The 21,660-nt window shown below is 68.4% G+C and carries 22 protein-coding genes and 1 pseudogene; 10 read left to right on the forward strand and 13 right to left on the reverse strand.

Annotated elements, in window-relative coordinates; translation table 11 throughout:
• Positions 1-10: 10 nt before the first annotated feature.
• From C3E87_RS00395 to lipA, 3 genes are read right to left on the reverse strand one after another with little or no spacing between them, the layout of a single operon-like run.
• Entirely contained in the window at positions 11-1,774 is a 1,764-nt protein-coding gene (locus C3E87_RS00395; RefSeq protein ID WP_076058141.1) for an ABC-F family ATP-binding cassette domain-containing protein, read from the reverse strand.
• A 3-nt stretch (positions 1,775-1,777) separates the two neighbouring features.
• On the reverse strand, positions 1,778-2,536 hold the full coding sequence (locus C3E87_RS00400; protein WP_076058144.1) for a DUF4191 domain-containing protein: 759 nt from the start codon (positions 2,534-2,536) through the stop codon (positions 1,778-1,780).
• Positions 2,537-2,550: 14 nt separating this feature from the next.
• A complete protein-coding gene (gene lipA, locus C3E87_RS00405; RefSeq protein ID WP_076058146.1) occupies positions 2,551-3,483 on the reverse strand; it encodes a lipoyl synthase in 933 nt (310 codons plus the stop codon).
• A 47-nt stretch (positions 3,484-3,530) separates the two neighbouring features.
• Here lipA and C3E87_RS00410 point away from each other — a divergent pair, with 47 nt between their 5' ends.
• The gene (locus tag C3E87_RS00410) at positions 3,531-4,454 is read left to right on the forward strand and encodes a DMT family transporter (protein WP_076058149.1); all 924 of its coding nucleotides are present in this window, start codon (positions 3,531-3,533) and stop codon (positions 4,452-4,454) included.
• Between the two features lie 265 nt (positions 4,455-4,719).
• On the opposite strand, the pseudogene C3E87_RS14505 reads toward C3E87_RS00410, so the two are convergent.
• The 5 genes and pseudogenes from C3E87_RS14505 to C3E87_RS00435 form a co-directional block, all read right to left on the reverse strand.
• Positions 4,720-5,775, reverse strand: a pseudogene (locus C3E87_RS14505) (glycosyltransferase family 2 protein); the annotation flags it as partial.
• 60 nt (positions 5,776-5,835) lie between these two features.
• Entirely contained in the window at positions 5,836-6,480 is a 645-nt protein-coding gene (gene lipB / locus C3E87_RS00420; RefSeq protein ID WP_143570827.1) for a lipoyl(octanoyl) transferase LipB, read from the reverse strand.
• Positions 6,481-6,496: 16 nt separating this feature from the next.
• A complete protein-coding gene (locus tag C3E87_RS00425; protein WP_076058154.1) occupies positions 6,497-7,237 on the reverse strand; it encodes a DUF554 domain-containing protein in 741 nt (246 codons plus the stop codon).
• Between the two features lie 57 nt (positions 7,238-7,294).
• Complete coding sequence (sucB, locus tag C3E87_RS00430; protein ID WP_076058156.1) at positions 7,295-9,079, reverse strand: 2-oxoglutarate dehydrogenase, E2 component, dihydrolipoamide succinyltransferase; 1,785 nt, start codon at positions 9,077-9,079, stop codon at positions 7,295-7,297.
• A 51-nt stretch (positions 9,080-9,130) separates the two neighbouring features.
• Positions 9,131-10,528: a dihydrolipoyl dehydrogenase gene (locus C3E87_RS00435; protein ID WP_076058159.1), complete on the reverse strand. Its 1,398-nt coding sequence runs from the start codon at positions 10,526-10,528 to the stop codon at positions 9,131-9,133.
• A gap of 70 nt (positions 10,529-10,598) precedes the next feature.
• Here C3E87_RS00435 and C3E87_RS00440 point away from each other — a divergent pair, with 70 nt between their 5' ends.
• Positions 10,599-10,943, forward strand: a complete 345-nt coding sequence (locus tag C3E87_RS00440) for a hypothetical protein (RefSeq protein ID WP_076058160.1) — start codon at positions 10,599-10,601, stop codon at positions 10,941-10,943.
• 32 nt (positions 10,944-10,975) lie between these two features.
• Here C3E87_RS00440 and C3E87_RS00445 read toward each other — a convergent pair whose 3' ends face one another.
• A complete protein-coding gene (locus C3E87_RS00445; protein ID WP_076059366.1) occupies positions 10,976-12,490 on the reverse strand; it encodes a leucyl aminopeptidase in 1,515 nt (504 codons plus the stop codon).
• A 47-nt stretch (positions 12,491-12,537) separates the two neighbouring features.
• On the opposite strand from C3E87_RS00445, the gene C3E87_RS00450 reads away from it, so the two are divergent.
• Entirely contained in the window at positions 12,538-12,843 is a 306-nt protein-coding gene (locus C3E87_RS00450; RefSeq protein ID WP_076058162.1) for a hypothetical protein, read from the forward strand.
• On the opposite strand, the gene C3E87_RS00455 is transcribed toward C3E87_RS00450, so the two are convergent.
• Both C3E87_RS00455 and C3E87_RS00460 read right to left on the reverse strand, forming a co-directional pair.
• The gene (locus C3E87_RS00455) at positions 12,833-13,039 is read right to left on the reverse strand and encodes a hypothetical protein (protein WP_076058164.1); all 207 of its coding nucleotides are present in this window, start codon (positions 13,037-13,039) and stop codon (positions 12,833-12,835) included. The two genes, C3E87_RS00450 and C3E87_RS00455, sit on opposite strands and share 11 nt — an antisense overlap.
• A gap of 12 nt (positions 13,040-13,051) precedes the next feature.
• Positions 13,052-13,711 carry a DUF3043 domain-containing protein gene (locus tag C3E87_RS00460; RefSeq protein WP_076058167.1) on the reverse strand — a complete coding sequence of 220 codons (660 nt, stop codon included), beginning with the start codon at positions 13,709-13,711 and terminating at the stop codon, positions 13,052-13,054.
• Positions 13,712-13,865: 154 nt separating this feature from the next.
• Here C3E87_RS00460 and C3E87_RS00465 point away from each other — a divergent pair, with 154 nt between their 5' ends.
• From C3E87_RS00465 to C3E87_RS00495, 7 genes are all read left to right on the forward strand, one after another.
• The gene (locus C3E87_RS00465) at positions 13,866-14,669 is read left to right on the forward strand and encodes a PspA/IM30 family protein (RefSeq protein ID WP_076059368.1); all 804 of its coding nucleotides are present in this window, start codon (positions 13,866-13,868) and stop codon (positions 14,667-14,669) included.
• Positions 14,666-15,001 (forward strand): hypothetical protein, encoded by a 336-nt coding sequence (locus C3E87_RS00470; protein ID WP_076058169.1) that lies wholly within the window; start codon positions 14,666-14,668, stop codon positions 14,999-15,001. Before C3E87_RS00465 ends, C3E87_RS00470 begins: the two co-directional genes overlap by 4 nt.
• Positions 14,998-15,897: a glycerate kinase gene (locus tag C3E87_RS14770; RefSeq protein WP_158069016.1), complete on the forward strand. Its 900-nt coding sequence runs from the start codon at positions 14,998-15,000 to the stop codon at positions 15,895-15,897. Before C3E87_RS00470 ends, C3E87_RS14770 begins: the two co-directional genes overlap by 4 nt.
• 106 nt (positions 15,898-16,003) lie before the next feature.
• Positions 16,004-16,348, forward strand: a complete 345-nt coding sequence (locus C3E87_RS00480; RefSeq protein WP_076058174.1) for an iron-sulfur cluster assembly accessory protein — start codon at positions 16,004-16,006, stop codon at positions 16,346-16,348.
• A gap of 279 nt (positions 16,349-16,627) precedes the next feature.
• Positions 16,628-17,365 (forward strand): cytochrome c oxidase subunit II, encoded by a 738-nt coding sequence (gene coxB, locus C3E87_RS00485; RefSeq protein WP_076059373.1) that lies wholly within the window; start codon positions 16,628-16,630, stop codon positions 17,363-17,365.
• Between the two features lie 89 nt (positions 17,366-17,454).
• Positions 17,455-19,098: a cytochrome c oxidase subunit I gene (gene ctaD / locus C3E87_RS00490; RefSeq protein WP_143570871.1), complete on the forward strand. Its 1,644-nt coding sequence runs from the start codon at positions 17,455-17,457 to the stop codon at positions 19,096-19,098.
• Positions 19,095-19,493 carry a cytochrome c oxidase subunit 4 gene (locus C3E87_RS00495; RefSeq protein ID WP_076058177.1) on the forward strand — a complete coding sequence of 133 codons (399 nt, stop codon included), beginning with the start codon at positions 19,095-19,097 and terminating at the stop codon, positions 19,491-19,493. The genes ctaD and C3E87_RS00495 overlap by 4 nt, the downstream gene beginning before the upstream one ends.
• A 78-nt stretch (positions 19,494-19,571) precedes the next feature.
• Here C3E87_RS00495 and C3E87_RS00500 read toward each other — a convergent pair whose 3' ends face one another.
• Positions 19,572-20,738 (reverse strand): ABC transporter permease, encoded by a 1,167-nt coding sequence (locus C3E87_RS00500; RefSeq protein WP_076058178.1) that lies wholly within the window; start codon positions 20,736-20,738, stop codon positions 19,572-19,574.
• Entirely contained in the window at positions 20,735-21,616 is an 882-nt protein-coding gene (locus C3E87_RS00505) for an ABC transporter ATP-binding protein (protein ID WP_076058181.1), read from the reverse strand. Before C3E87_RS00505 ends, C3E87_RS00500 begins: the two co-directional genes overlap by 4 nt.
• Between the last annotated feature and the right edge of the window lie 44 nt (positions 21,617-21,660).

A 21,660-nucleotide genomic window follows, 5' to 3' on the forward strand; every position in this document is an offset into this window, starting at 1 on the left:
CGCCTTGCGGTCACTCAGCGGCGGTAAGCCAGGCCTCTTCGAGGTCGTCCTTGCGGGCCTCGGCAGCCTGCAGGTCAGCCGTGAGCTTCGCCAGCCGCGGGTAGTCGCTGGCCGCCTCCGTCATCGCGGTGTGCAGCTTGACGATCTCCGACTCGACCTTGCCGAGCTGGCTCTCGAGCCGCGCCAGGTCCTTCTTCCGCTGACGCTCCGCAGCGGCGTCGGACTTGGTGGCGGGCCCGGTGGGGCCAGGCGCTGCAGCCGCGTCGGCGGCCTGGGCACGCCGTCGCCTGTCCAGGTACTCCTCGACGCCACCCGGCAGCAGCACGCAGGTGCCGTCGCCCAGCAGCGCGTAGGTCACGTCGGTGACGCGCTCCAGGAAGTACCGGTCGTGGCTGACCACGATCAGCGTGCCCGGCCAGGTGTCGAGGTAGTCCTCGATGACGGTCAGGGTGTCGATGTCCAGGTCGTTGGTGGGCTCGTCGAGCAGCAGCACGTTGGGTTCGGTCAGCAGCAGGCGCAGGAACTGCAGCCGCCTGCGCTCCCCGCCGGACAGGTCGCCGATCCGGGCCACGAGCTTGTCGCCGGTGAACCCGAACTCCTCCAGCAGCGACGATGCGGAGGCGTCGCGACCGGTGGCGAGCTTCGTCTCCTCGCGCAACCGTTTCACCGACGACAACACGCGGTCGTCCTCATCGAGCTCGGCCACGGCCTGCGACAGGTAAGCCAACCGGAGGGTCTTGCCGCGCTTGATCTTGCCGCTGTCCGGGTCACGTTCATCGGCCAGGAGGTCGAGGAGGGTGGTCTTGCCCGCGCCGTTGATGCCCACCAGACCGATCCGGTCTCCCGGACCGATCGACCAGGTCAACCTGTCGAGCAACGTGCGGTCCGGCACCGTGTAGTCGACGTTGATGAGGTCGAACACGTCCTTGCCCAGGCGGGTCACCGCGAACTGTTCGAGCGCCAGCTTGTCGCGTGGCGGCGGCTCGTCGGCGATCAGGACGTTAGCGGCCTCGATGCGGAACTTCGACTTCGACGTGCGGGCAGGGGCGCCGCGGCGCAGCCAGGCGAGTTCCTTGCGCGCGAGGTTCTTGCGACGCGCCTCGTTCGTCGCGGCCACCCGCTGGCGCTCCACACGGGCGAGCACGTACGCGGCGTAACCACCGTCGTAGGCGTCGATCACGCCGTCGTGCACCTCCCAGATGCGGGTGCACACGGCGTCGAGGAACCAGCGGTCGTGGCTGACCACCAGCATGGCCAGCCCGGCCTGCGTGCGGGCGCGGAGATACTCGGCCAGGAAGGCGATGGCCTCCACGTCGAGGTGGTTGGTGGGCTCGTCGAGCACGATGAGGTCGTGGTGGCCGAGCAGGACCGCGACGAGCTCGACCCGTCGTCGCTCACCACCCGACAACTTCTCCAGGGGCCGCTCCAGGCCGATGTCGGTCAGGAGTGCCTCGACGACGCCGCGTTTGCCGGCGTCAGCCGCCCAGACGTGGTCCGCTTCACCGCCGACGATGCGGTCGCGCACCGTTTCACCGGGACGGGGGTCGCTCTGCTGCTGCAGCACGCCGATGGAGGAGTTGGTGGCGCGGATGGCGCGCCCCGCATCTGGCTCCAGTTCCCCGGTCATGATCCGCAGCAGGGTGGTCTTGCCGTCGCCGTTGCGGCCGACGACGCCGATCACCTCGCGCTCCGAGATGCCGCAGGAGACGTTGTCGAGCAGGGTGCGGGTACCGAAGCCATGCGTGATGGCTTCGAGATTGACGATGTTGGCCACAGGTCAGCGGCCGCGCATGGCGGCTCGGGAGCCCTTCATCGAGATGGGGCCCTTCGGGATGGGTGCCTTGGGGCGCATGGCGTCCAGGGCGCGGAGGCGCTGGCGCACCTCGCCGATCTTCGCGGGGGTGAGCACCTTGGGCATCTTCTTGATGTGACTGGCTAGTTGGTCCAGCGGGATCTGGCCCGCGGCCTTGCCCATCTGGATGGTCTTGACCTCGACGCCGTAGGCGACCTGCTCATGCTTGCGCTTCTCACCCTGCAGCAGCGGCTTCAGACGGCCGGCTTCACCCTCACCGATCAGGATGAGGCCGCCGGGGCCGAGTGTGCGGTGCACGACGTCCATGTTCTTGGTCACGGCGATGACGGGATCAGACACCCACTGCTTCGGCAGCATCTGCAGCGCCACCTCACCTGAGCCGGCCTGGCCCTCGTAGCGGCTGTACACGGCGCGGCGGGCCCGCCAGGCGAAGATCGCCATGGCACCGAGGAAGCCGGCCGACACACCGACGAGGCCCCAGATGAGGGGCTGGTTCAGGATGAAGCCCACGACCAGGAGCAGCGCGAACGGCACGACGAACCCGGCGAGCATCAGCCAGGGCAGCGCCTTGTCGTACTTGGCGCTCATCTTGTAGGTCTCTACAAGCTGGCGCCAACGACCCCAGTCTGCGGGGTCTGTGGAACTGCGCTTGCGCTCCTTCTCGGCGCGGGCCTCAGCCTTCTGCTTCGCCTCGAAGGCTTTCGCGCGTTCGCTCTTCGCCATGACAGCCTCTCGTGTCAGTTCTTGTTACGTGCGTCCATCGCTGTGCGGTACAGCCTGCCTGCTCGGTACGAAGAACGAACGAGCGGCCCGGACAACACGCCAGAATATCCGATCTCGCGGGCCTCCTGATCCAGCTCCTCGAACTCCTCCGGCGTGACCCACCTGTCGATGGGGTGCAGCGTCGCGTTGGGGCGCAGGTACTGGGTGATGGTGATCAGCTCGGCGCCGGCGTCGTGCAGGTCCTGCAGCGCCTCCGAGATCTCCTCGCGGGTCTCGCCCATGCCCAGGATGAGGTTGGACTTGGTGACCAGCCCGCGATCGCGCGACATCCTCAGCACCTCGAGCGAGCGCTCGTAGCGGAAGCCCGGACGGATCCGCTTGAAGATGCGCGGCACGGTCTCGACGTTGTGGGCGAACACCTCCGGCTGTGCGTCGAAGAGTTGCGCGAGGAGTTCCTCCTTGCCGGAGAAGTCCGGCGCGAGCATCTCGACGCCGACGCCGGGGTTGACCCCGTGGACCTGCCGGATGGTCTCCGCGTACAACCAGGCGCCCTCGTCGGGCAGGTCATCGCGGCATACGCCGGTGATGGTGGCGTAGCGCAAGCCCATCTTCTTGACGGAAGCGGCGACGCGCAGCGGCTCGGCCGGGTCGTAACCCTCCGGCTTGGCGGATTCGATCTGGCAGAAGTCACAGCGACGGGTGCACTTGTCCCCACCGATGAGGAACGTGGATTCCCGGTCTTCCCAGCACTCGTAGATGTTGGGGCAACCCGCCTCCTGGCACACGGTGTGGAGATCACCCGAACGCACGATCTGCTGGAGATCCTGGTAGTTCGGGCCCATCTTGGCGGTGGTCTTGATCCACGCGGGCTTCCGCTCGATCGGTGTCTCGGCGTTCTTCGCTTCGACTCTGAGGAGTCTGCGTCCGTCTGGCTGCACTGCTGTCACCCCCCCAGAGTAATACCCCCGGGAGAGGGCGTGAGTAGAGTGTCACCGTGCTACGCCTCGTTGCCTCCCGATCCGGGATTGTGCTCCTGGTCCTTGCCGGGGTGGCATGGGGCACCTCCGGGACGCTCGGCACCCTGCTCCACGCGACGGCGGGGGTGGGCTTCCTGGCGATCGCCGGTTACCGCATCTTCATCGGCGGGCTGCTCCTGATGGGCGTGGCGCTGCGCACCGGCACCCTGCGGTGGCCGCGTAGCCGGTCCGGGTGGGGGCGGGTGGCGGCCATGGCGCTGTGTTCGGCGGTCTACCAACTCTGCTTCTTCAGCGCGGTCGGCGTGCTGGGCGTCTCCGTCGCCACGCTGATCGCTGTGGGCTCGGCACCCGTGCTGGTGCTCTCCGTCGACCTGCTCGCCGGCCGCCAGCGCCTCAGCCCACCGCTGGCGATTGCGCTCGCCTGCACCGCGGGCGGCCTGACGCTGTTCATGGGCGTCCCACCGTCCGACGTCTCGGTCGGCGATGCGCTGCTCGGTGCGGGCCTGGCCCTCATGGCGGGCGTGGCCTTCGCCGTGATCAGCGTCCTGGGCGCGCGTCCAGTGGCCGACTACCACGATGTGACGGGCACCGGTCTCGCCTTCCTCCTCGGCGGCGCCGCCGTCCTCGCAATGGCGTTCGTCGGGGGACAGCCCGTGGCCTTCGAGCCCACGGCGTCGGCCGTCGCGCTGGTGCTGCTGCTCGGCCTGATCCCCTCGGCCTTCGCGTACCTGGCCTATCTCAGAGGTCTGCGTTCCCAGACGTCGACGACTGGCGTGATGGTCGCGCTGCTCGAACCGGTCACCGGCTCCGCGCTGGCGTTCCTGGTTCTGGGGGAGCGACTGAGTCCGGCGGGGCTCCTCGGCGCGCTGCTGCTGCTCGCCGCGGTGCTGTTGTCGACTCGACGACCGGCGGTGGAAGGTTCGGAACTGGTGCTCCGCTGAAGACACCGGAGCGTTCCCAGCGCTGCCAGTCGAGCCCCTGTCGTTGCGAGATGCGCAGGAGACTGCGGGTGAGCGCCTGGAACTCGATCGCGTCGATGAAATAGATCAGCAGCCAGGCGATCGGCGCGACCAGGAGCAGGTTGAGGCTCTGCCGACGGCGCACGTCGGTCAGCACCTGGAAGACGATGACCACCGCGAGCAGGGCGGCGTAGACGATGATCGGCAGGAAGTCGTGGCTCACCCACGTGTACGCCACGATGAGCGCCAGCAGCAACGGCTCGAGGAGCAGCAGCAGATCGGCGATCACGGTCACCGGCATCACCAGCCAGGACAGCCACAGGTTGTGCCGAGGCGCGATGCTGAGGAACATCCAGCGGTAGCGCCAGAACGTGATGAGGCGGCCGTACTTCCAGCGCAGGCGCTGCCCGGCCAGGCCCGCCACGTCTGAGGCGCCCTCCGTCCAGATCACGGCCCTCGGGGTGTACTGCACCTTGCCGCCAGCGTCCTGGATCCTGGTGGACATCTCGATGTCCTCGGTGATGATCGTCTCGTCGAAGCCACCCAGCGTGTCGATGATGCTTCGCCGGTAGGAGGCCGCGGCCCCGCCGACGATGTATACGGCGTTGAGCAGGGAGTCGGCCTTCTTGAAGAAGAACGCGTAGAGGTACTCGAACTGCTGGAGGAGGCCGATGGCGGACTTGTGATTGCCGATCTTGACGTTGCCAGCCACCGACATCACCTGGGGGTCGTCGTAGAGCCGGACGATCTCCCTGACGGCATCAGGTTCCACGACGCTGTCGGCGTCGACGGTGATGATCAGGTCGCCGCTGGACAGAGTCAGCGCGGTGTTCATGGCGCGGGATTTGCCGGCGTTGGGGAGCGAACGGAACACGAGCCGACCAGGGCGGCGCGATTCCTCGTGCTCGCGCACCAGGCGCAGCATCACCTCAGCGGTGCGGTCGGTCGAACCGTCGTCGACGACGACGAGTTCGAGATCCGGATAGTCGCTGGCGAGGACGGAGCGCACGGTGGCCTCAATCCCCACCTCTTCGTTCCAGGCGGGCACCAGCACGCTGACCGACGGCCGCCGCACCATGCACCGGGCACCCTGGCGGCGGCGTCGGCGTGCCATGATCACCTCGTAGAGCGGCGCGAGCACGAGTTGCACCGAATATCGGAACGGGGACGGCCCCATCGCCAGCAGCACCACCCAACGCAGCCAGGCGCCGGGAGGTTGTGGGTGTGTCTGCAGGGTGAGGAACGCCCACACGAGCGCTGCCGTGGCGGCGTATCCGAAGATAACTAGCGCGATTCGAGTCATATATGGCGGCCCCTCTCGTTGGGGATGGTCAGGACGTTACTCCGGCTCACCGGTGCGCGGCTAGGTGTGGCGGAGGCGACCACGGAGGAAAGGCTCAAGATCGTGCGCCACGGCGCTGACGGACCAGGCCCCCGGTGCTTCCTCGACGATCGAGGTGACGCCGGCGTCCGCTATGCCGCAGGGGACGATGTTACCGAACCGCTCAGCGGAACTCAGCACGTTCAACGCGAAGCCGTGGAGCGAGGTGCGCTGGGACACCCGCACGCCGATGGCGCAGATCTTGCGCTCCGGCCTGTCCCCTGAGGATGCCAACCACACCCCGGTGCGGCCCTCGACGCGCCCAGACGAAATGCCGTAGGTGTCGAGCAGGTCGATGACGGCGCCCTCGATGGCGCGCACGTGGTCCACGACCCCGACTCCGTCCGGCAGGTGCACGATGGGGTAGCCGACGAGCTGGCCGGGCCCATGGTAGGTGATCTCACCCCCGCGGTCCACGGGGACGACCGGCGTGCCGTCCTTGGGGTAGTCAGTGAGCTTGGTGCGGCGGCCGGCGGTGTAGACCGGCGGATGCTCGACGTAGATGACGTGGCCCGGCCGCGCGGCTGCGGCGACTTCGGCGTGCACGGCACGTTGGTAGTCCCAGGTCTCCTGGTAGTCGCTGAGCCTGGGTTCGTCCCCGAGGCCGCGGTACTCGAACGTCAACACGCAGCGATACTACGCCTCAGAGAAGGCCCGCAGCCCAGGTGAACACGGGCGCGAGCAGCAACGCGGGGAGGAGGTCACCGACGGGGACCTGCTTCAGGCCGAGCAGCCGCAGGCCCAGACCCAGCAGGATCACGCCGCCCGCGGCGGTCAGGGCGTCGACCTGCGCGACGGTGAGGATGTCGCCGGCGAAGTAGCCCAGCGCCGTGAGCGAGCCTTGGAGGACGCCCACCGCGGCCGCGGAGGCGAGGACGCCCCATCCCAGCGTTGAGGCGAACGCCATGGCGGCGAAACCGTCCAGCGTGGCCTTGACCAGCAGTTGATCGGCCCCGCGGCCCAGACCGTCGGAGATCGAGCCCAGAATCGTGAGTGGCCCCACGCAGAAGACGAGGGTGGACACCACCAGCCCGTCGACGAAGCGGTTCTCGTCGCCCGCGCCCCTGAACCTGGAGCGGATCCAGTGCGCGCCCTGCTCCAGCCGGTCCTCCACCCGCAACCAGGAGCCGAGCAGGGTGCCGAGCAGCAGCGCGGCCAGCACCACGATCATCGCTGACCTACCGACGGCGGAGGTGAGCGCGTCGCTGCTCATCGCCACGACGGAGAACCCGCCGAGAACCATGGTGAACAGGCCCAGCACGGAGGTGACGGTGTCCTTCGTGCGCTCAGGGATGCGGTTTCCGAGGGCCAGCCCGATCAGAGAGCCGACCACCACAGTGGCGACGTTGACGACCGTACCGATCCCGATGAACACGAGCGTCATCCAACCAGACGCAGAGACCCCCGGCCAAGGCCGGGGGTCTCTGTCTCAGGGGAACTGTCAGATGCCGAATTCGCCGCCGAAGTCGCCGTCTTCCAGACGCTCCTTCACAGCGGAGAGGAAGCGCGCGGCCACGGCACCGTCGATGAGGCGGTGGTCGTAGCTGAGCGACAGGTACATCATGTGGCGGATGGCGATGGACTCGGCGCCGAAGCGGTCCTCGACCACGACCGGACGCTTCACCAGCGCGCCGGTGCCGAGGATGGCGACCTGGGGCTGGTTCACGATCGGGGTGTCGAAGAGCGTGCCTGCGGAACCGTAGTTCGTGATGGTGAAGGAACCACCGGACAGCTCGTCAGGGCCGACCTGGCCGTTGCGGGTGCGGGCAGCGAGGTCACCGATCTTCTTGGCCAGGCCGGTGAGGTTCAGGTTGCCGGCCTCCTTGATGACGGGAACCAGCAGACCGCGATCGGTGTCGACCGCGATGCCGACGTGTTCGCCGTCAGCGTAGGTCATGGTTCCTGCCTCGACATCGATGGTGGCGTTGACGATCGGGAACTGCTTGAGCGCCTCCACCGCGGCCATCGTGATGAACGGTAGGTAGGACAGCGAAGCGCCTTCACGACGCTTGAAGTCTGCCTTGACCTGGTTGCGCAGGTGACTGATCGCGGTGAGGTCCACCTCGACGGTGGCCGTGAGCTGCGCGGAGGTCTGCAGCGATTCCACCATGCGGGCGGCGATCACCTTGCGCAGGCGCGACAGCTTCTCCGTGGTGCCGCGGACCTGCTCGGTGGAAGCGGGGGCTGCCTTGGCGGCGGGAGCAGCAGCGGCCTTCGGGGCCTCTGCAGCGGGTGCCGGCGCGGCCTTTGCCGCCTGGGCCGCGTCGAGGACGTCCTGCTTGCGGATGCGACCGCCGACGCCGGTGCCCTTCACGGAGTTGAGCTCCACGCCGTGCTCCTTCGCCAGCTTGCGCACGAGCGGGGTCACGTAGGTGCCGTCGCCCGATGCCTCGGCGGCGCGACGCGCGACCGCGGCCTCAACAGCAGCGGAGTGCTCCTGCTTCGGCTCTTCCTTGGCCGGCTTGGCCTGGGGAGCGGGCTGGGCCCGCGGTTCGGGCTCGGGCTCGGGCTCGGGCTCGGGCTGGGCCTGCGGCGCGGGAGCAGCCTCCGGTGCCGGAGCGGCCGCCTGGGCCGACGCGTCGCCAACGATGGCGAGCACGTCGCCCACGTTGGCCGTCTCGTCCTCCTGGAAGCGGATCTCGAGCAGGGTGCCCGCCACAGGGCTGGGGATCTCGGTGTCGACCTTGTCCGTGGAGACCTCGAGGAGCGCTTCATCCGCCTCCACCGCGTCGCCCACGGCCTTGAGCCAGCGGGAGATGGTGCCCTCGGTGACGGACTCGCCCAGGGCGGGGAGGGTCACCTCGGTGCCGGAGGTGGGACCGGCGGCGGCAGGTGCTGCGGACGCGGCGGGGGACTGCTGGTCTTCAGCCGGAACAGCGGCTTCGACGGGCTCCTCTTCGGCGGCCTGGGGTTCGGGTTCGGGTTCGGGCTGCGGCTCGGGGGCGGCCTCGGCAGCGGGAGCCTCGTCGCTCGCTGCGGGCGATTCGCCTGCGTCGCCGATGACGGCCAGCACGGCACCGACCTCAGCCACGTCATCTTCCTCGAAGCGGATCTCGAGCAGGGTGCCCGCAACCGGGCTGGGAATCTCGGTGTCGACCTTGTCGGTGGAGACTTCGAGCAACGGCTCGTCGGCCTCGACGGTGTCTCCGACCGCCTTCAACCAGCGAGAAATGGTGCCTTCCGTGACGGATTCGCCCAGTGCGGGGAGGGTGACTTCGGTTGACATGTGGTTGTGGCTCCTTTGCGTACCGTGAGTGTTTCCACCCTATATGGCAATTCAGGCATGCATGTGCAGTGGCCGACCAGCGAGTGCCCAGTTGGCCTCCGCGATGGACTCGCCCAAGGTGGGGTGCGCATGAACGATTCCGGCGACATCCTCGGGCGTGGCCTGCCAGCCCACGAGCAGTGCGCCCTCGCCGATCAGTTCGCCGACGTCGTCGCCGACGAGGTGCACGCCGACGATGGCGCCGTCGGGCTCGCGCACCAGCCGGACCCTGCCGCTGTCGCGGACACCGGGCGCGTGGAGGATGCGGCTGCGGCCGTTGCCGGACAGGGGGTAGTCCACGACCTGTGCGTCGGGCCCCGCCTGCTCGGCGGTCAGGCCGACCGAGGCGACCTGCGGGGTGGAGTAGGTGATGCGGGGGATGTCACGGTCCCGCGGGGGAGTGGGCCGGCTGGCGTGCCTGCCCTGCAACTGCGCGATCCGCTCCGCGAGGAACAGGCCGTGCGCGTAACCGCGGTGGGCCAACTGGGGGCCCGCCACCAGGTCGCCGGCCGCGAAGATCCCGCGGGCCGAGGTCTGGAAGAACTCATCGACGGCGACGTGCCCGGTGTCCTCGATCCGGACGCCGGCCTCGGAGAGGCCCAGCCCGGCGGTGGCCGGCCTGCGTCCCGCGGCGACCAGCAGGACGTCGGCCCGGACCTGGTCGTCGCCGACCCGGCCACTGACTGTCTCGCCCACCTCGACGTCGGTGAGGGGCGCGCCGAGCCGAACGTCGATCCCGCGGCTCATCAGCTCAGCCTTGAGGATGCTCGAGTGCGCCGGCTCCTCGCCGGGCAGCAGCCGGTCCAGCGCCTCGACGAGCGTGACCTTCACGCCCAGATCCGTCCACAACGACGCGAATTCGACGCCGATGACGCCGCCGCCCAGCACGATGGCTGAGCCGGGCAGCGAACTGAGGCGGAGGGCATGGTCGCTGGTGAGGATGCGCTCGCCGTCGACGGGCAGCCCGAGGGTGATGGGGGCCGCGCCGGTGGCCACGACCACCGCCCGTGCCCGGTAGTGCGCGTCGCCGACGTCGATGCCGGGGCCGTCGTCGTCCATCGTGACGACGCCGCGTTCCTGGATGAGGGTGATGCCGCGCGCCGCGATGAGGCCGGCCAGGCCCTTGTGCAGCGGTTTGATGACGCCGTCGACGTAGCGGCGGAGCGCGGGGACGTCGGTGTCGCCGAGGGTGGCCCCGATGCCGAAGGCGTCAGCCTTGGCCACGGTGCTGCGCACCTTGGCCGCCTGCAGCCAGGCCTTCGCCGGGATGCAGCCGCGGTGGAGGCAGGTGCCGCCGACCGGGGTGTCGTCGAACAGTGCCACTCGCAGGCCCAGTTGGGCGGCCCGCAGGGCGCAGGCGTAGCCGGCGGAGCCGGCACCGAGGATGGCGAGATCGAACGGATGCGTCATGGGTGCCAGTCTTCCACGTCCCTGCCGGGTGTTGCCCTCCCGTTACCGCCCACTGGGCATAATGGCAGGCGTGGGATGGTTCGGACGCAAGAAGAAGCAGGCTGAGGTTGCGCGCGACTCGAAGAAGGTCGCCGACGCGCTCTTCGAGCACCTGAGCGCCTTCGTCATCAGCCGCCGCGGCGTCGAGGCGTGGGTGGAGCAACCCACCTCGTTCAACAAGCCGTCGATCCTGCTGGTGGCCGCCGACGGTGAGTCCACCCGTCGCGGCGTGCCCAGCGCCGAGTACGGCTACGCGTTCGCAGAGCAGCACCACATCCCGTGCTACGACGCCGGGGTGGTGCCGTACCCCAAGCGGATGCGCGAGTACGGCCTGCGGGCCAAGCAGGCCCGGCGGGCCGCCGACGGTCTCCGCTGAGACCAGCCGGCGCCCTCACCGGGTGGGGCTGATCAGCCCGCCATCTGCCTGGCGAGTGCCACCAGCGTGCGCACGCCGACGCCCGTGCCGCCCTTCGGCGTGCAGCCGTAGGCCTCTTCCGGGTTCTCGGCCGGCCCGGCGATGTCGAGGTGGGCCCATCCCATGCCTTCCGGTACGAAGCGCTCCAGGAAGGCGCCGGCCACGAGCGCCCCGCCCCACCGGTTGGAGGCGCCGGAACGCAGGTCCGCGACGTTGCTCTTCAGCAGTCCGCGCACGTACTCGTTCAGAGGCAGCTCCCAGAAGTCCTCTCCGGCGGACTCGGCAGCGTCCAGCACCACGTCGGAGGTCGGCTCACCGTTGGTGATGAGGCCGCCGGTGCGCAGTCCCAGGGCCACCATGCAGGCCCCGGTCAGCGTCGCGACGTCGACGATGAGGTCCGGAGCATCCTGGGCCGCGCGCCCGATCGCGTCGGCCATCACGAGGCGCCCTTCGGCGTCCGTGTTGTAGTTCTCGACCGTCTGGCCGTCGAACATGGTGAGCACGTCGCTGGAGCGGTAGGAGCTGCCCGACGGGAGGTTCTCCGCCAGCGCGGCGTAGGCCGTGACCTTGATCTTCAGCTCCGAGGCGGCGATGGCGTGGAAGGCGGCGATGACGGCAGCGGCGCCGGACATGTCGTACTTCATGCCGGCCATCTGACCGGCCGGCTTGATGTCGAGGCCACCGGAGTCGAACGTGATGCCCTTGCCGACGAGCGCCAGGTGGGCGGTCGCGCCGCGGGGCGCGTAGGACATGCGCACGAGCCGCGGCTTGCGCACCGAACCGCCGCCGACGGCCAGGATGCCGCCGTAGCCGCCCCTTTCCAGGGCCTTCTCGTCGAGGACGTCGACGGCGACCTTCTGGTCCTTCAGATAGCCGCGCGCCGCCTCCGCGAACGTCTCCGGGTACAGCAGGTTCGGGGGAGTGTTGGTCCAGGTGCGCGCCTGGCACACCGCCTCCGACACGATGGCGGCGGTGCCGACGGCGGCCTTGGCCGCGGCGCTCGTCACCGCCGACACCAGCGTCACCGACGCCACCGTCGATGCTGCGGGCTCCGCGGTGATGGCCTTGAAGCGGTAGGCGCCGAGCAGCGCCCCCTCGCCGGCGGCCTGGATGAGTTCCGGATCCGAGAGTTCGAGGGACACGGCGACGGAAAGGTCTGCCACGTCCGGGAGCGCGGCGATGGCGCGCAGCCCGTTGCCGGCGGCGTTGCGCACCCCGTCGGGCGTCACGTCGGCGCTGCCGAGGCCCACCACGAAGACCCGGGTGCCGTTGACGGCGGGCAGTGCGACGACGCAGCCCTCCTTGGCCGAGGCGCCGAGCGCGCCGGCCATGGCCGTGACCGTGCTGCCGTAGGCCTTCTGATAGGCCTTGTTCAGGGCGGGGAGCAGGCCGACGAGGGCCGGTTCGTCCTGGTTGATGGTCGCCATGCCCAGGAGCACCGCGTCGGTGTGCTTGGGCAGGGAGGTGGACAGGGAGAGGTCAGGGCACAGTTCAGTCACGCCCGCCAGCCTAGCCAACGAGCTTGTCGGGTTTGCAGGCTGCTACCTTGTCCCGCATGAAACGTGTCGGGCTGTGGGCCTTCATCGCTGCGGGGGTCATCATCGTGGCGTGGGGCGTCTCGTCCTGGGTGTCGCCGACGATGCTGTGCCGCGGAGTCGAGATGGGGCCGGGGGACGTGTGCCACTACTCCAGCCGGACCGACGAGCGCACGAGCCGGGTGCAGACCTACGAGGACAGGGTGGCCGAGGCGCGCAGCCAGGTGCCGTTCGCGATCGCCACGGGGTTGGGGATGGCCGCCTTCGGTGGCTGGCTGCTGCGCCAGGACCTGAAGGCCGCCGAGCAGGATGCCGTCAGGGATTGAGCGACATGGGGCCGTACACGAGGCGGTCCTCCTCGTAGAGGCTCACCTCTGACACACCCTGGTCCAGCAGGTCGTCGAAGAACAGGGTGAGCCACGCCTCGGCCGCTGCCTGGTCCTCGAAGGTCTTGAGCAGGTCTGCGGCTGCCAGTTCTGATTCGGCGTAGGTGCCGGACGCGGGTTGCCAGCGGTAGCTCATCGGGGCACCGGCTCAGATGGTGTCGCCGCGCTTGACGCGCGGGCCAGGCTGGCGGAAGCGGCGGATCATCAGCGAGCGGTTGAACATGTAGACCAGCAGGCCGCGCTTCGGCTCGCCCGGGTGGCGCTCCGCCAACAGCTTCTTGAAGCCGCGCCACATGATGGCAACGTTGATGATGGTGATGGCGAGGAGCACCCAGAGCCCCATCGCGATGTAGCTGGAGAGCACCGGGTTCTGCATCGTGATCATCACGCCGGCCATCACCAGGATCATGGCGGGCAGCATGAACTCCGCCACGGTCCAGCGGGTGTCGACATAGTCGCGGACGAGCTGGCGCGCAGGCGAGTTCTCCGTCCGTTCCCAGGCGTCCATCCGGCTCTCCTGGCGGGCGCGGGCGTCCGCCTTGCGCTGCTGCTTGGCTGAGAGGGTGGGGTGGAGCCGCTCCATGCGGGCCGCCTCGGCCTGTCGACGGCTGAGGGTGGCACCCTCCTTCTTGCGCGTGACCCTGATCTTCTCGGCCGGGGTGTCGACGACGGGCGTGGCCTGCGTCGTCTCCGGCGCCTTCACGGACTTCTCGGCCTTCGCCGCAGCCTTGGCGCCCTTCGGGGTCAGCGTCGCCATGCGGTCGGTCGACGTCGATTGCTTGCGCTCGTAGGGGCGGAAGAGGGCCACGGTGGGGAGTCCTTCTGGTCGGAGGGGTTCGGCAGCCATCATACCGGGCCGCACGCGGGGTTCAGGGTCAGCTCAGGGGGACGTAGGGCTGTCCTGCGACCGGATGCGCGCTAACCTCAAGGTTGAACACCGCACGTTCCCGGAAGGACACCTCGTGGCCAGCATTTTTGAACGCATCGCTCTGGTCTTCAAATCGAAGGCCAATAAGGCGCTCGACAAGTACGAAGACCCTCGCGAGACGCTCGACTACTCGTACCAGAAGCAACTCGAACTCCTGCAGAACGTGCGCCGTGGCGTCGCTGATGTGGCCACCAGCCGCAAGCGGGTCGAGCTGCAGGCCGCCAAGATGAACTCCGAGGTGGAGCGGCTGCAGTCGGCCGCCCAGCGTGCGCTCGAGTCGAACCGTGAGGACCTGGCCCGCGAGGCGCTGACCCGCAAGGCCGGACTCCAGTCGCAGCTCGAAGACCTCCAGGCGCAACACGCCCAGTTGCAGGGCGAAGAGGAGAAGTTGGTGCGCGCCAGCTCCCGCCTGCAGGCCAAGGTGGACGCATTCCGCACCCGCAAGGAGACCATCAAGGCCACCTACTCGGCCGCCGAGGCGCAGACCCGCATCAACGAGGCCTTCACCGGCATCTCGGAGGAGATGAGCGACATCGGCCTGGCCATCCAGCGGGCCGAGGACAAGACCCTCCAGCTGCAGGCCCGTGCGTCCGCCGTCGACGAGCTGCTGGCCACCGGTGCGCTCGACGACCCCACCGGCACCGTGCGCGACGACATCACCCGCGAGCTCGATGCCCTGACCGCGGATTCGTCGGTCGAGGGTGAGCTGGCCCGGATGAAGGCCGAACTCACCGGCGGTCCCGCCGCGCGGCCGGAGCTGAACTCCGCCCCCCAGGGCGCTACCCCGCAGGCCACGCCGGACGTGTACGAGGCCGGCCAGGGAGGGGACCGGGCATGATCGTGCGCATCATGGGCCAGGGCCAGTGGGTGTTGGAACCTGAGCACCTCATCGAACTCAACGAACTCGACCGTCAGCTCGAGGATGCCGTCGCCGCTGAAGACCAAGCTGCGCTCGAGACGGCGCTCATGGCCCTCAGCGAGGGCGTGCGAAGGCTCGGCGTCGAGGTGCCCGATGACGTGATCGTCGAATCAGATCTCGTGCTGCCGGACACAGATTCCAGCCTCGAAGAGGTGCGGGCGTTGCTCGATTCCACCAGCGAGTACTACGGCATCCTCCCAGACGCCGAAGGCGAGTTGGTGGAGGGCGACGAGGAGTCCTCCGTCCTGTGAGGGTGGTCGTCGCCGCGGACTCGATCGCCGGGCTCACGCCACGCGTCGCGTCGGAAACCATCGCGGGGGGTTTCGCGGCCAAGGGGGCCCAGGTCGCAGTCGTTCCCCTCGGGGTCGACGGCGAGGCCCTCGCCGAGGCGGCCGCTATCGCGGCTCCCGAGGCGCTGTTCATCAGCGCCCCCACCACGGCCGACGTCTCGGAGGCGCTGTCGCGCCCGGGCGCTGGGGCCGACGTGGTCCTGGACCTCACCGGCTGCCAGGTCGACGACCTCGGCGCCGCCATCCTGGCGCGCTTCGCCGACGACCCGGTGGAGGGCCTCGTCGCGGGCCGGGCCGCCTGGGCAGGCAGGCAACTGGTCGCGCTGGTCCCCGCAGACCAGGTGAGTCGGCCGCTGACCGGCCTCGAAGGCCACGCATCCACTGCCCTGCGTTCTGCCGGCGCCACGCTCCAGGAGGTCCTCACCTTCGACGCGCGCGCCGAGAGGTGGCTGGCCGAGCTGGGCCTGGAACAGGGCCCGGGTGCCGGCGCGGCCGGGGGCGTGGGACTCATCGTCACCGCCCTCGGGGGCCGCGTGCTGGACCCGCTCACCTGGTTGGCCGAGCGCTACGGGCTCGCGGGCACGCTGGCGCAGGCAGACCTGGTGGTCACGGGGGCCGAACTGATGGAGTTCCACGCCGTCGGTGGTCCCGTCGTCAAGAAGGTCGTCAGCTGGGCGGAGGAGCAGTTGCGTCCGGCCATCGCCATTGCGGGCCGCAACTACGTGTCGTCGCGTGAACTGCGGATCGCCGGGCTCGAAACCGCCCACGCGCTGCGCGAAGGTGCGGCCGAGGACGAGTCGACGCCGGAGGAACTCGCGGCCGCCGCGAGCAGGCTCGCCGCCTCTTGGGCCTGGTAGTTCGCCGGAGGCGAATCCCGGGGGCGGACGGTGCTCTGGGGTTTCCGGCAAGTCCGGCGTAGAATCGGCGAGGACTCACCTCACCCAACCACTTGGAGAAACAGCCGTGACCGATACTCAGACCACTCAGGGCGTTGTCCTCACCGATGTCGCCGTGCAGAAGGTTCGCGCCCTGCTCGACGCTGAGGGCCGCGATGACCTCTCGCTGCGGATCGCCGTGCAGCCCGGTGGCTGCTCCGGCCTCCGTTACCAGCTCTACTTCGACGACCGCTCGCTCGACGGCGACGTGGCCACTGATTACGACGGCGTCACCGTCGTCACCGACAAGATGAGCGCCCCCTACCTGGGCGGTGCGAGCATCGACTTCATGGACTCGATCGAGAAGCAGGGCTTCACGATCGACAACCCGAACGCCGGCGGCTCGTGCGCCTGCGGCGACTCGTTCCACTGAGCCTCGCATATACCAGTCGCGCGCGAGTCGCGCGATTCTACGCCACCCCGCTGGAGACGCATCACCCGGGGTGGCTTTTATGCGTTAAGGTGGCTGCAGCAGTGCAGGTCCCGGCTCTCCCGACGGGGGACAGGGGCCCGAAAAGGTAGAACGGAAGGGCAACTTGTGAGTGGCAAATCTGCGCCGTCGAGACGATGGGTCCGAGGGGCCCTGGCAGCTGGGCTCCCCGTGGCGCTGGTCGCCCTGACAGCATGCTCTGAAGGCGCCGCGCGCCTGGGCCTGCCGGAGGCCGCAACGGAGCAGGCCCCCAACGTCGGCAACCTGTGGCTCGGAGCGTGGATCGCGTCGTTCGCCGTCGGTGGCATCGTCTGGGGTCTGATCATCTGGGCGATCATCCGGTACCGCCGCCGTGAGGGCGACGCCCCGGCGCCCCGCCAGACCACTTACCACCTGCCGCTGGAACTGCTGTACACGCTGGTGCCGTTCCTGATTGTCGGCGTGCTGTTCTTCTACACGATCAAGGCGCAGGACGCGATGGTCGAGCAGGAGACCGAGCCGGATGTCGTGATCAACGTCATCGGGCAGAAGTGGTCCTGGACCTTCAATTACATGGAGGAGGGCAACCCCGAGGTCGGCGTTGCCCACGAGATCGGCACCCTGGAGAGGATCCCGGACCTGTACCTGCCCGTGAACAAGCGGGTGCGGTTCAACCTCAACTCGGCAGACGTCATCCACTCGTTCTGGGTCCCCTCGTTCTATTTCAAGTTGGACGTCATCCCCGGCCATCTCAACTCCTTCGACGCCACGCCGAACAAGCTCGGCACCTACGACGGGAAGTGCGCCGAACTGTGCGGCGAGTTCCACTCGCTGATGCTGTTCAAGGTGCACGTGGTCTCCGAAGAGGAGTACGAAGCCAAGATTCGCGAGCTGGCAGAGAGCGGTAACGCCGGTGAGCGCAAGCTCGAACCAGCCAAGCAGGCGGTCCTCCAGACCACCGCACCTGAGGAGCAGAAGTGAGTAGCTTCACAGTCACCCAACGCACCACCGTCACCGACGCGGCGCAGGCGCCCGTCGGGGTGGAGTCGCACCGCCTCGGTGCCCGCGTCATGAAGTACCTGACGACGACCGACCACAAGGTCATCGGCAACATGTACTTCGTCACCGCCTTCATCTTCTTCATGATCGGTGGCGTGCTCGCCCTCGGCATCCGTGCCGAGTTGGCCAGCCCCGGCATGGACTACATGAACTACGAGACGTTCAACCAGTTCTTCACCATGCACGGCACGATCATGCTGCTGATGTTCGCCACCCCGATGTTCTCCGGGTTCGCCAACGCCATCCTGCCGCTGCAGCTCGGGGCCCCCGACGTGGCCTTCCCGCGCATGAACGGTTACGCCTTCTGGCTGTACGTGTTCGGCGCGGTGATGGCCTGCACCGGCTTCGTGATGCCCGGTGGTGCTGCCAGCTTCGGTTGGTTCGCCTACGCGCCGTTGTCGAACTCGATCCACTCGCCGGGCATGGGCCACGACCTCTGGATCATGGGCCTCTACCTGCTGGGTCTCTCGTCGATCCTGGGCGCGGTGAACTTCATCACCACCGTCATCACCATGCGGGCGCCCGGTCTCACCATGTTCCGCATGCCGATCTTCTCCTGGAACATCCTGGTCACCTCCATCATGGTGCTCATCGCGTTCCCCGTGCTCGCCGTCGGCCTCCTCGTGCTCGAGTCAGACCGTGTGCTGGGTTCGCACGTGCTGGACCCGTCGTCCGGTGGCCCCATCCTGTGGCAGCACCTGTTCTGGTTCTTCGGCCACCCCGAGGTCTATATCATCGCCCTGCCGTTCTTCGGCGTGATCACGGAGGTGCTCAGCGCCTTCAGCCGCAAGCCGGTCTTCGGCTACTACGGCCTCGTGTTCGCCACGCTGGCGATCGGCGCGCTCTCGGTGTCCGTCTGGGCCCACCATATGTTCGCCACCGGCGCGGTGAACCTCCCGTTCTTCGCCTTCATGACGTTCCTCATCGCGGTGCCCACCGGCGTGAAGTTCTTCAACTGGGTGGGCACGATCTGGCGAGGATCCTTGACGCTGAACACGTCCATGTCCTTCGCCATCGGGTTCCTCGTCACGTTCCTCTTCGGCGGCCTGACGGGCATCATCCTGGCTTCTCCCGCACTGGACTTCCAGGTCACGGACACCTACTTCGTCGTGGCCCACTTCCACTACGTGCTGTTCGGCACCGTCGTCTTCGCGATGTTCGCCGGCTTCTACTACTGGTGGCCGAAGTTCACCGGCCGGATGCTCAACGAGACCTGGGGCAAGATCCACTTCTGGACCCTCTTCATCGGCTTCCACACCACCTTCCTCGTCCAGCACTGGCTGGGCGTCGGGGGCATGCAGAGGCGCATCGCAGACTATGGCGCCTGGGAGGGTTTCACCTTCCTGAACCAGTTGTCGACGTTCGGCGCGTTCCTGCTCGGTGTCTCGATGCTGCCGTTCCTCTGGAACGTGTGGATCACCCGCAAGGCACCGCTGGTCAACGTCAACGACCCGTGGGGCTGGGGCCGCTCGCTCGAGTGGGCCACCTCCTGCCCGCCGCCGCGTCACAACTTCGACTCGCTGCCCCGCGTGCGGTCCAACAGCCCCGCGCTGGATGCGGCCCGTCCGGAGCTGGCAGCCCGCCACCACGATGACCCGGGCGAACTGCTCGACGATGACACGCACGATCCCGAGCTGGAAGGTTCCGCCAAGTGAAGCCCGAGAAGTACTCTTTCTGGTTCATCTTCGTCTTCTTCGCGCTCGTCACGCCCATCTACTGGTTCGTGTCGAACGAGATCGCCGGCACGTTCGTGCTGGGCGCCACCGGCCTCCTCGGCGGCTTCATCGCGGCCTTCCTCACGCTCCAGGCGCGCAACTTCGACGCACGCCCTGAGGATCGTGCGGAGGCCGACGTCATCGAGGGCGCCGGCGACATGGGCTTCTTCGCCCCGAAGTCGATCTGGCCCTTCTGGGCCGCGGTCGTCACCGCCGGCATCTGCCTCGGCCCCGCGCTGCACCAGGCCTGGATCACCATTCTGTTCCTCGGGCTGGGCATCTGGGCCACCTCCGGTTGGGTCCTCGAGTTCTACCGCGGTGACTACAAGCACTGAGCCCACCCGCTCCTGAAACGACGAGAAGCCCGCCCCCTGCCGGGGGCGGGCTTCTTGCTTGTTGTCCGGGGAAGAGCCTCAGGCGGCCTGGCGCCGCAGGGCATCCTTCCAGGACAGGACGGAGCCGGTCTGCATGAGGGCCCGGCGGTAGATCTTCGAGCCGAGCCAGATGCACAGGGCCATGAACGCCACCGCGACGACCATCGCCAGACCGGCGTCGAGCCAGGTGGACTCCCCGCTGAGGAGGCGGCCGGGCATCGACACGGTGGAGGCGATCGGCACGTAGCTGAGGACGTGCGCCACGTCGCCACGTGCGAGGAAACCGGCCATGTAGACCAGCATCACGATCGTCATCAGGGGCGTCGTGGTCTGGTTGAGGTCCTGGTGGCGGGTCGCCATGGCGCCCGCAGCGGCCCACAGGCACGCCAACGACGCGAAGCCGACCAGGAAGAACAACACGAACCAGCCGACGACGGGCGTGACGAGACCCACCATGCCGCTCCATTCGGACAGCGAGAGGCCGACGAGTGCCGTGGTGGCGATCAGGACCACCTGGGCCAGCGCCATGATGGTGCTCCCCACCACCTTGCCGAGGAGCAACTGCCGGGTGGGGATGGCTGCGGCGAGGATCTCGACGATGCGCGACTCCTTCTCCGTGACCACGGAGTTGGCGATCTGCATGCCGAACGTCATCGCCGACATCATGAACAGCAGGGCGAAGGCGATGGTCGAGATGATGACCGCCATGCCCTGGCCCTCCTCGTCCTCCATCGTCACCAGTTCGAGCTCGGTGCCCGCTCGGATCGCGGCCAGATCCAGGTTGTGCTCGGCGGCGTTGACGCCCAGCTGGTAGTCAGCGACGGCGGCGCTGAGGTCCGGTGCCTCGAACAGGTCCTTGACGGTGAGCTTCCAGCCGTCGGCCGCCGAGTGGGTCAGCGCGGCCGAGGCATCGCCCTCGTCGACGGCGGTCATGACGTCGGCCTCCGGCACGCGCAGGGCGGTGTAGTTGCCGCTGCCCTGCTCCTGCGCCATCGCCACGACGGTGGCGGCGGCGTCGGAGGACACGGCCACCTTGGTCTCTGAGGAATCGCCCCCGAGCAGGCCGCCGAAGATGAAGCCGAGCGCGATGAGGACGATGGTGGTGAGCGTGCCGATCCAGAAGGCGCGGTCCGTCAGCTGCACCATGATCTCGCGCTTGGCGACGATGACCCAGGGTGCCGTACGGGTGCGGGGGGTGTCGGTCATCGGGAAACCTCTCGGTAGTACTCGCTGAGGGGCCGCACGATCGGCCCGAAGGAATGGACGCTGCCGCGGCAGATGGCCTCGGCCAGCACGCGCTGGGCCACGCTGTCGTCGGCGAAGGCGACCTCCGCCTGGGGGCCGTCGAGGTCGATGACGGTGACGCCGCCCTCGTGGCGGAGCCAGCCCAGGTCCGCGCCGGCCAGGATCCGGTGGTGCTTGGGGCCGGCCGAGCGCAGCGCTTCGACGCTGCCGGAGGCGATCACCTCTCCCTTGCGCAGGATCACGATCTGGTGGCACAACCGCTCCACCAACTCGAGCTGGTGCGACGAGAACAGCACCGGCACGCCGCGCTTGGTGAACTCCGTCAGCAGCGCGAACATCTCGTCGACCGCCTCAGGGTCGAGACCGCTGAACGGCTCGTCCAGCACGAGGGCCTTGGGTGAGGCGATCACCGCGCCGGCGATCTGGACCCGCTGCTGGTTGCCCAGCGAGAGCTTCTCCAGCTTGTCGCCGGTGCGTTCGCCCAGGTTGAACCGCTCCAGCAGCTGCCGGGCCGCGGCCTTGGCGTCCGCGGCGGTCATGCCGTGGAGCTCCCCGAGGTAGGCGAGCTGCCCGAGGATGGGCTGCTTCGGGTAGAGCCCACGCTCTTCCGGCATGTAGCCGAACTGTGCGCGGTCCTCGGCGGTGATGGGGTGGCCGTTCCACAGCACCTCGCCGGAGGTGGGGGACAGCACCCCCATGATGATGCGCATGGTGGTGGTCTTGCCGGCGCCGTTACCGCCGACGAAGCCGGTGAACCGGCCGTCGGGGACGCTGAACGACACGTCGTTCAGGGCCGTGAGATCACCGAATGTTCGGGTGACAGAGTGGATTTCGAGCATGGCACCAGCCTGCCGGATGTCCGGTTGTCAGGACATCGCCCGCG

This window comes from Tessaracoccus sp. ZS01 (assembly GCF_022342445.1).
In the GTDB taxonomy this organism is placed as follows: Bacteria; Actinomycetota; Actinomycetes; order Propionibacteriales; family Propionibacteriaceae; genus Arachnia.

Excerpts from the sequence above, each read along its gene's own strand:
- C3E87_RS00400 (WP_076058144.1), bottom strand. The coding sequence starts at position 2,536 with ATGGCGAAGAGCGAACGCGCGAAAGCCTTCGAGGCGAAGCAGAAGGCT.
- C3E87_RS00425 (WP_076058154.1), bottom strand. The coding sequence starts at position 7,237 with ATGACGCTCGTGTTCATCGGGATCGGTACGGTCGTCAACGTCGCCACT.
- sucB (WP_076058156.1), bottom strand. The coding sequence starts at position 9,079 with ATGTCAACCGAAGTCACCCTCCCCGCACTGGGCGAATCCGTCACGGAA.
- C3E87_RS00435 (WP_076058159.1), bottom strand. The coding sequence starts at position 10,528 with ATGACGCATCCGTTCGATCTCGCCATCCTCGGTGCCGGCTCCGCCGGC.
- C3E87_RS00450 (WP_076058162.1), top strand. The coding sequence starts at position 12,538 with ATGAAACGTGTCGGGCTGTGGGCCTTCATCGCTGCGGGGGTCATCATC.
- C3E87_RS00455 (WP_076058164.1), bottom strand. The coding sequence starts at position 13,039 with ATGAGCTACCGCTGGCAACCCGCGTCCGGCACCTACGCCGAATCAGAA.
- C3E87_RS00470 (WP_076058169.1), top strand. The coding sequence starts at position 14,666 with ATGATCGTGCGCATCATGGGCCAGGGCCAGTGGGTGTTGGAACCTGAG.
- ctaD (WP_143570871.1), top strand. The coding sequence starts at position 17,455 with ATGAAGTACCTGACGACGACCGACCACAAGGTCATCGGCAACATGTAC.
- C3E87_RS00500 (WP_076058178.1), bottom strand. The coding sequence starts at position 20,738 with ATGACCGACACCCCCCGCACCCGTACGGCACCCTGGGTCATCGTCGCC.
- C3E87_RS00505 (WP_076058181.1), bottom strand. The coding sequence starts at position 21,616 with ATGCTCGAAATCCACTCTGTCACCCGAACATTCGGTGATCTCACGGCC.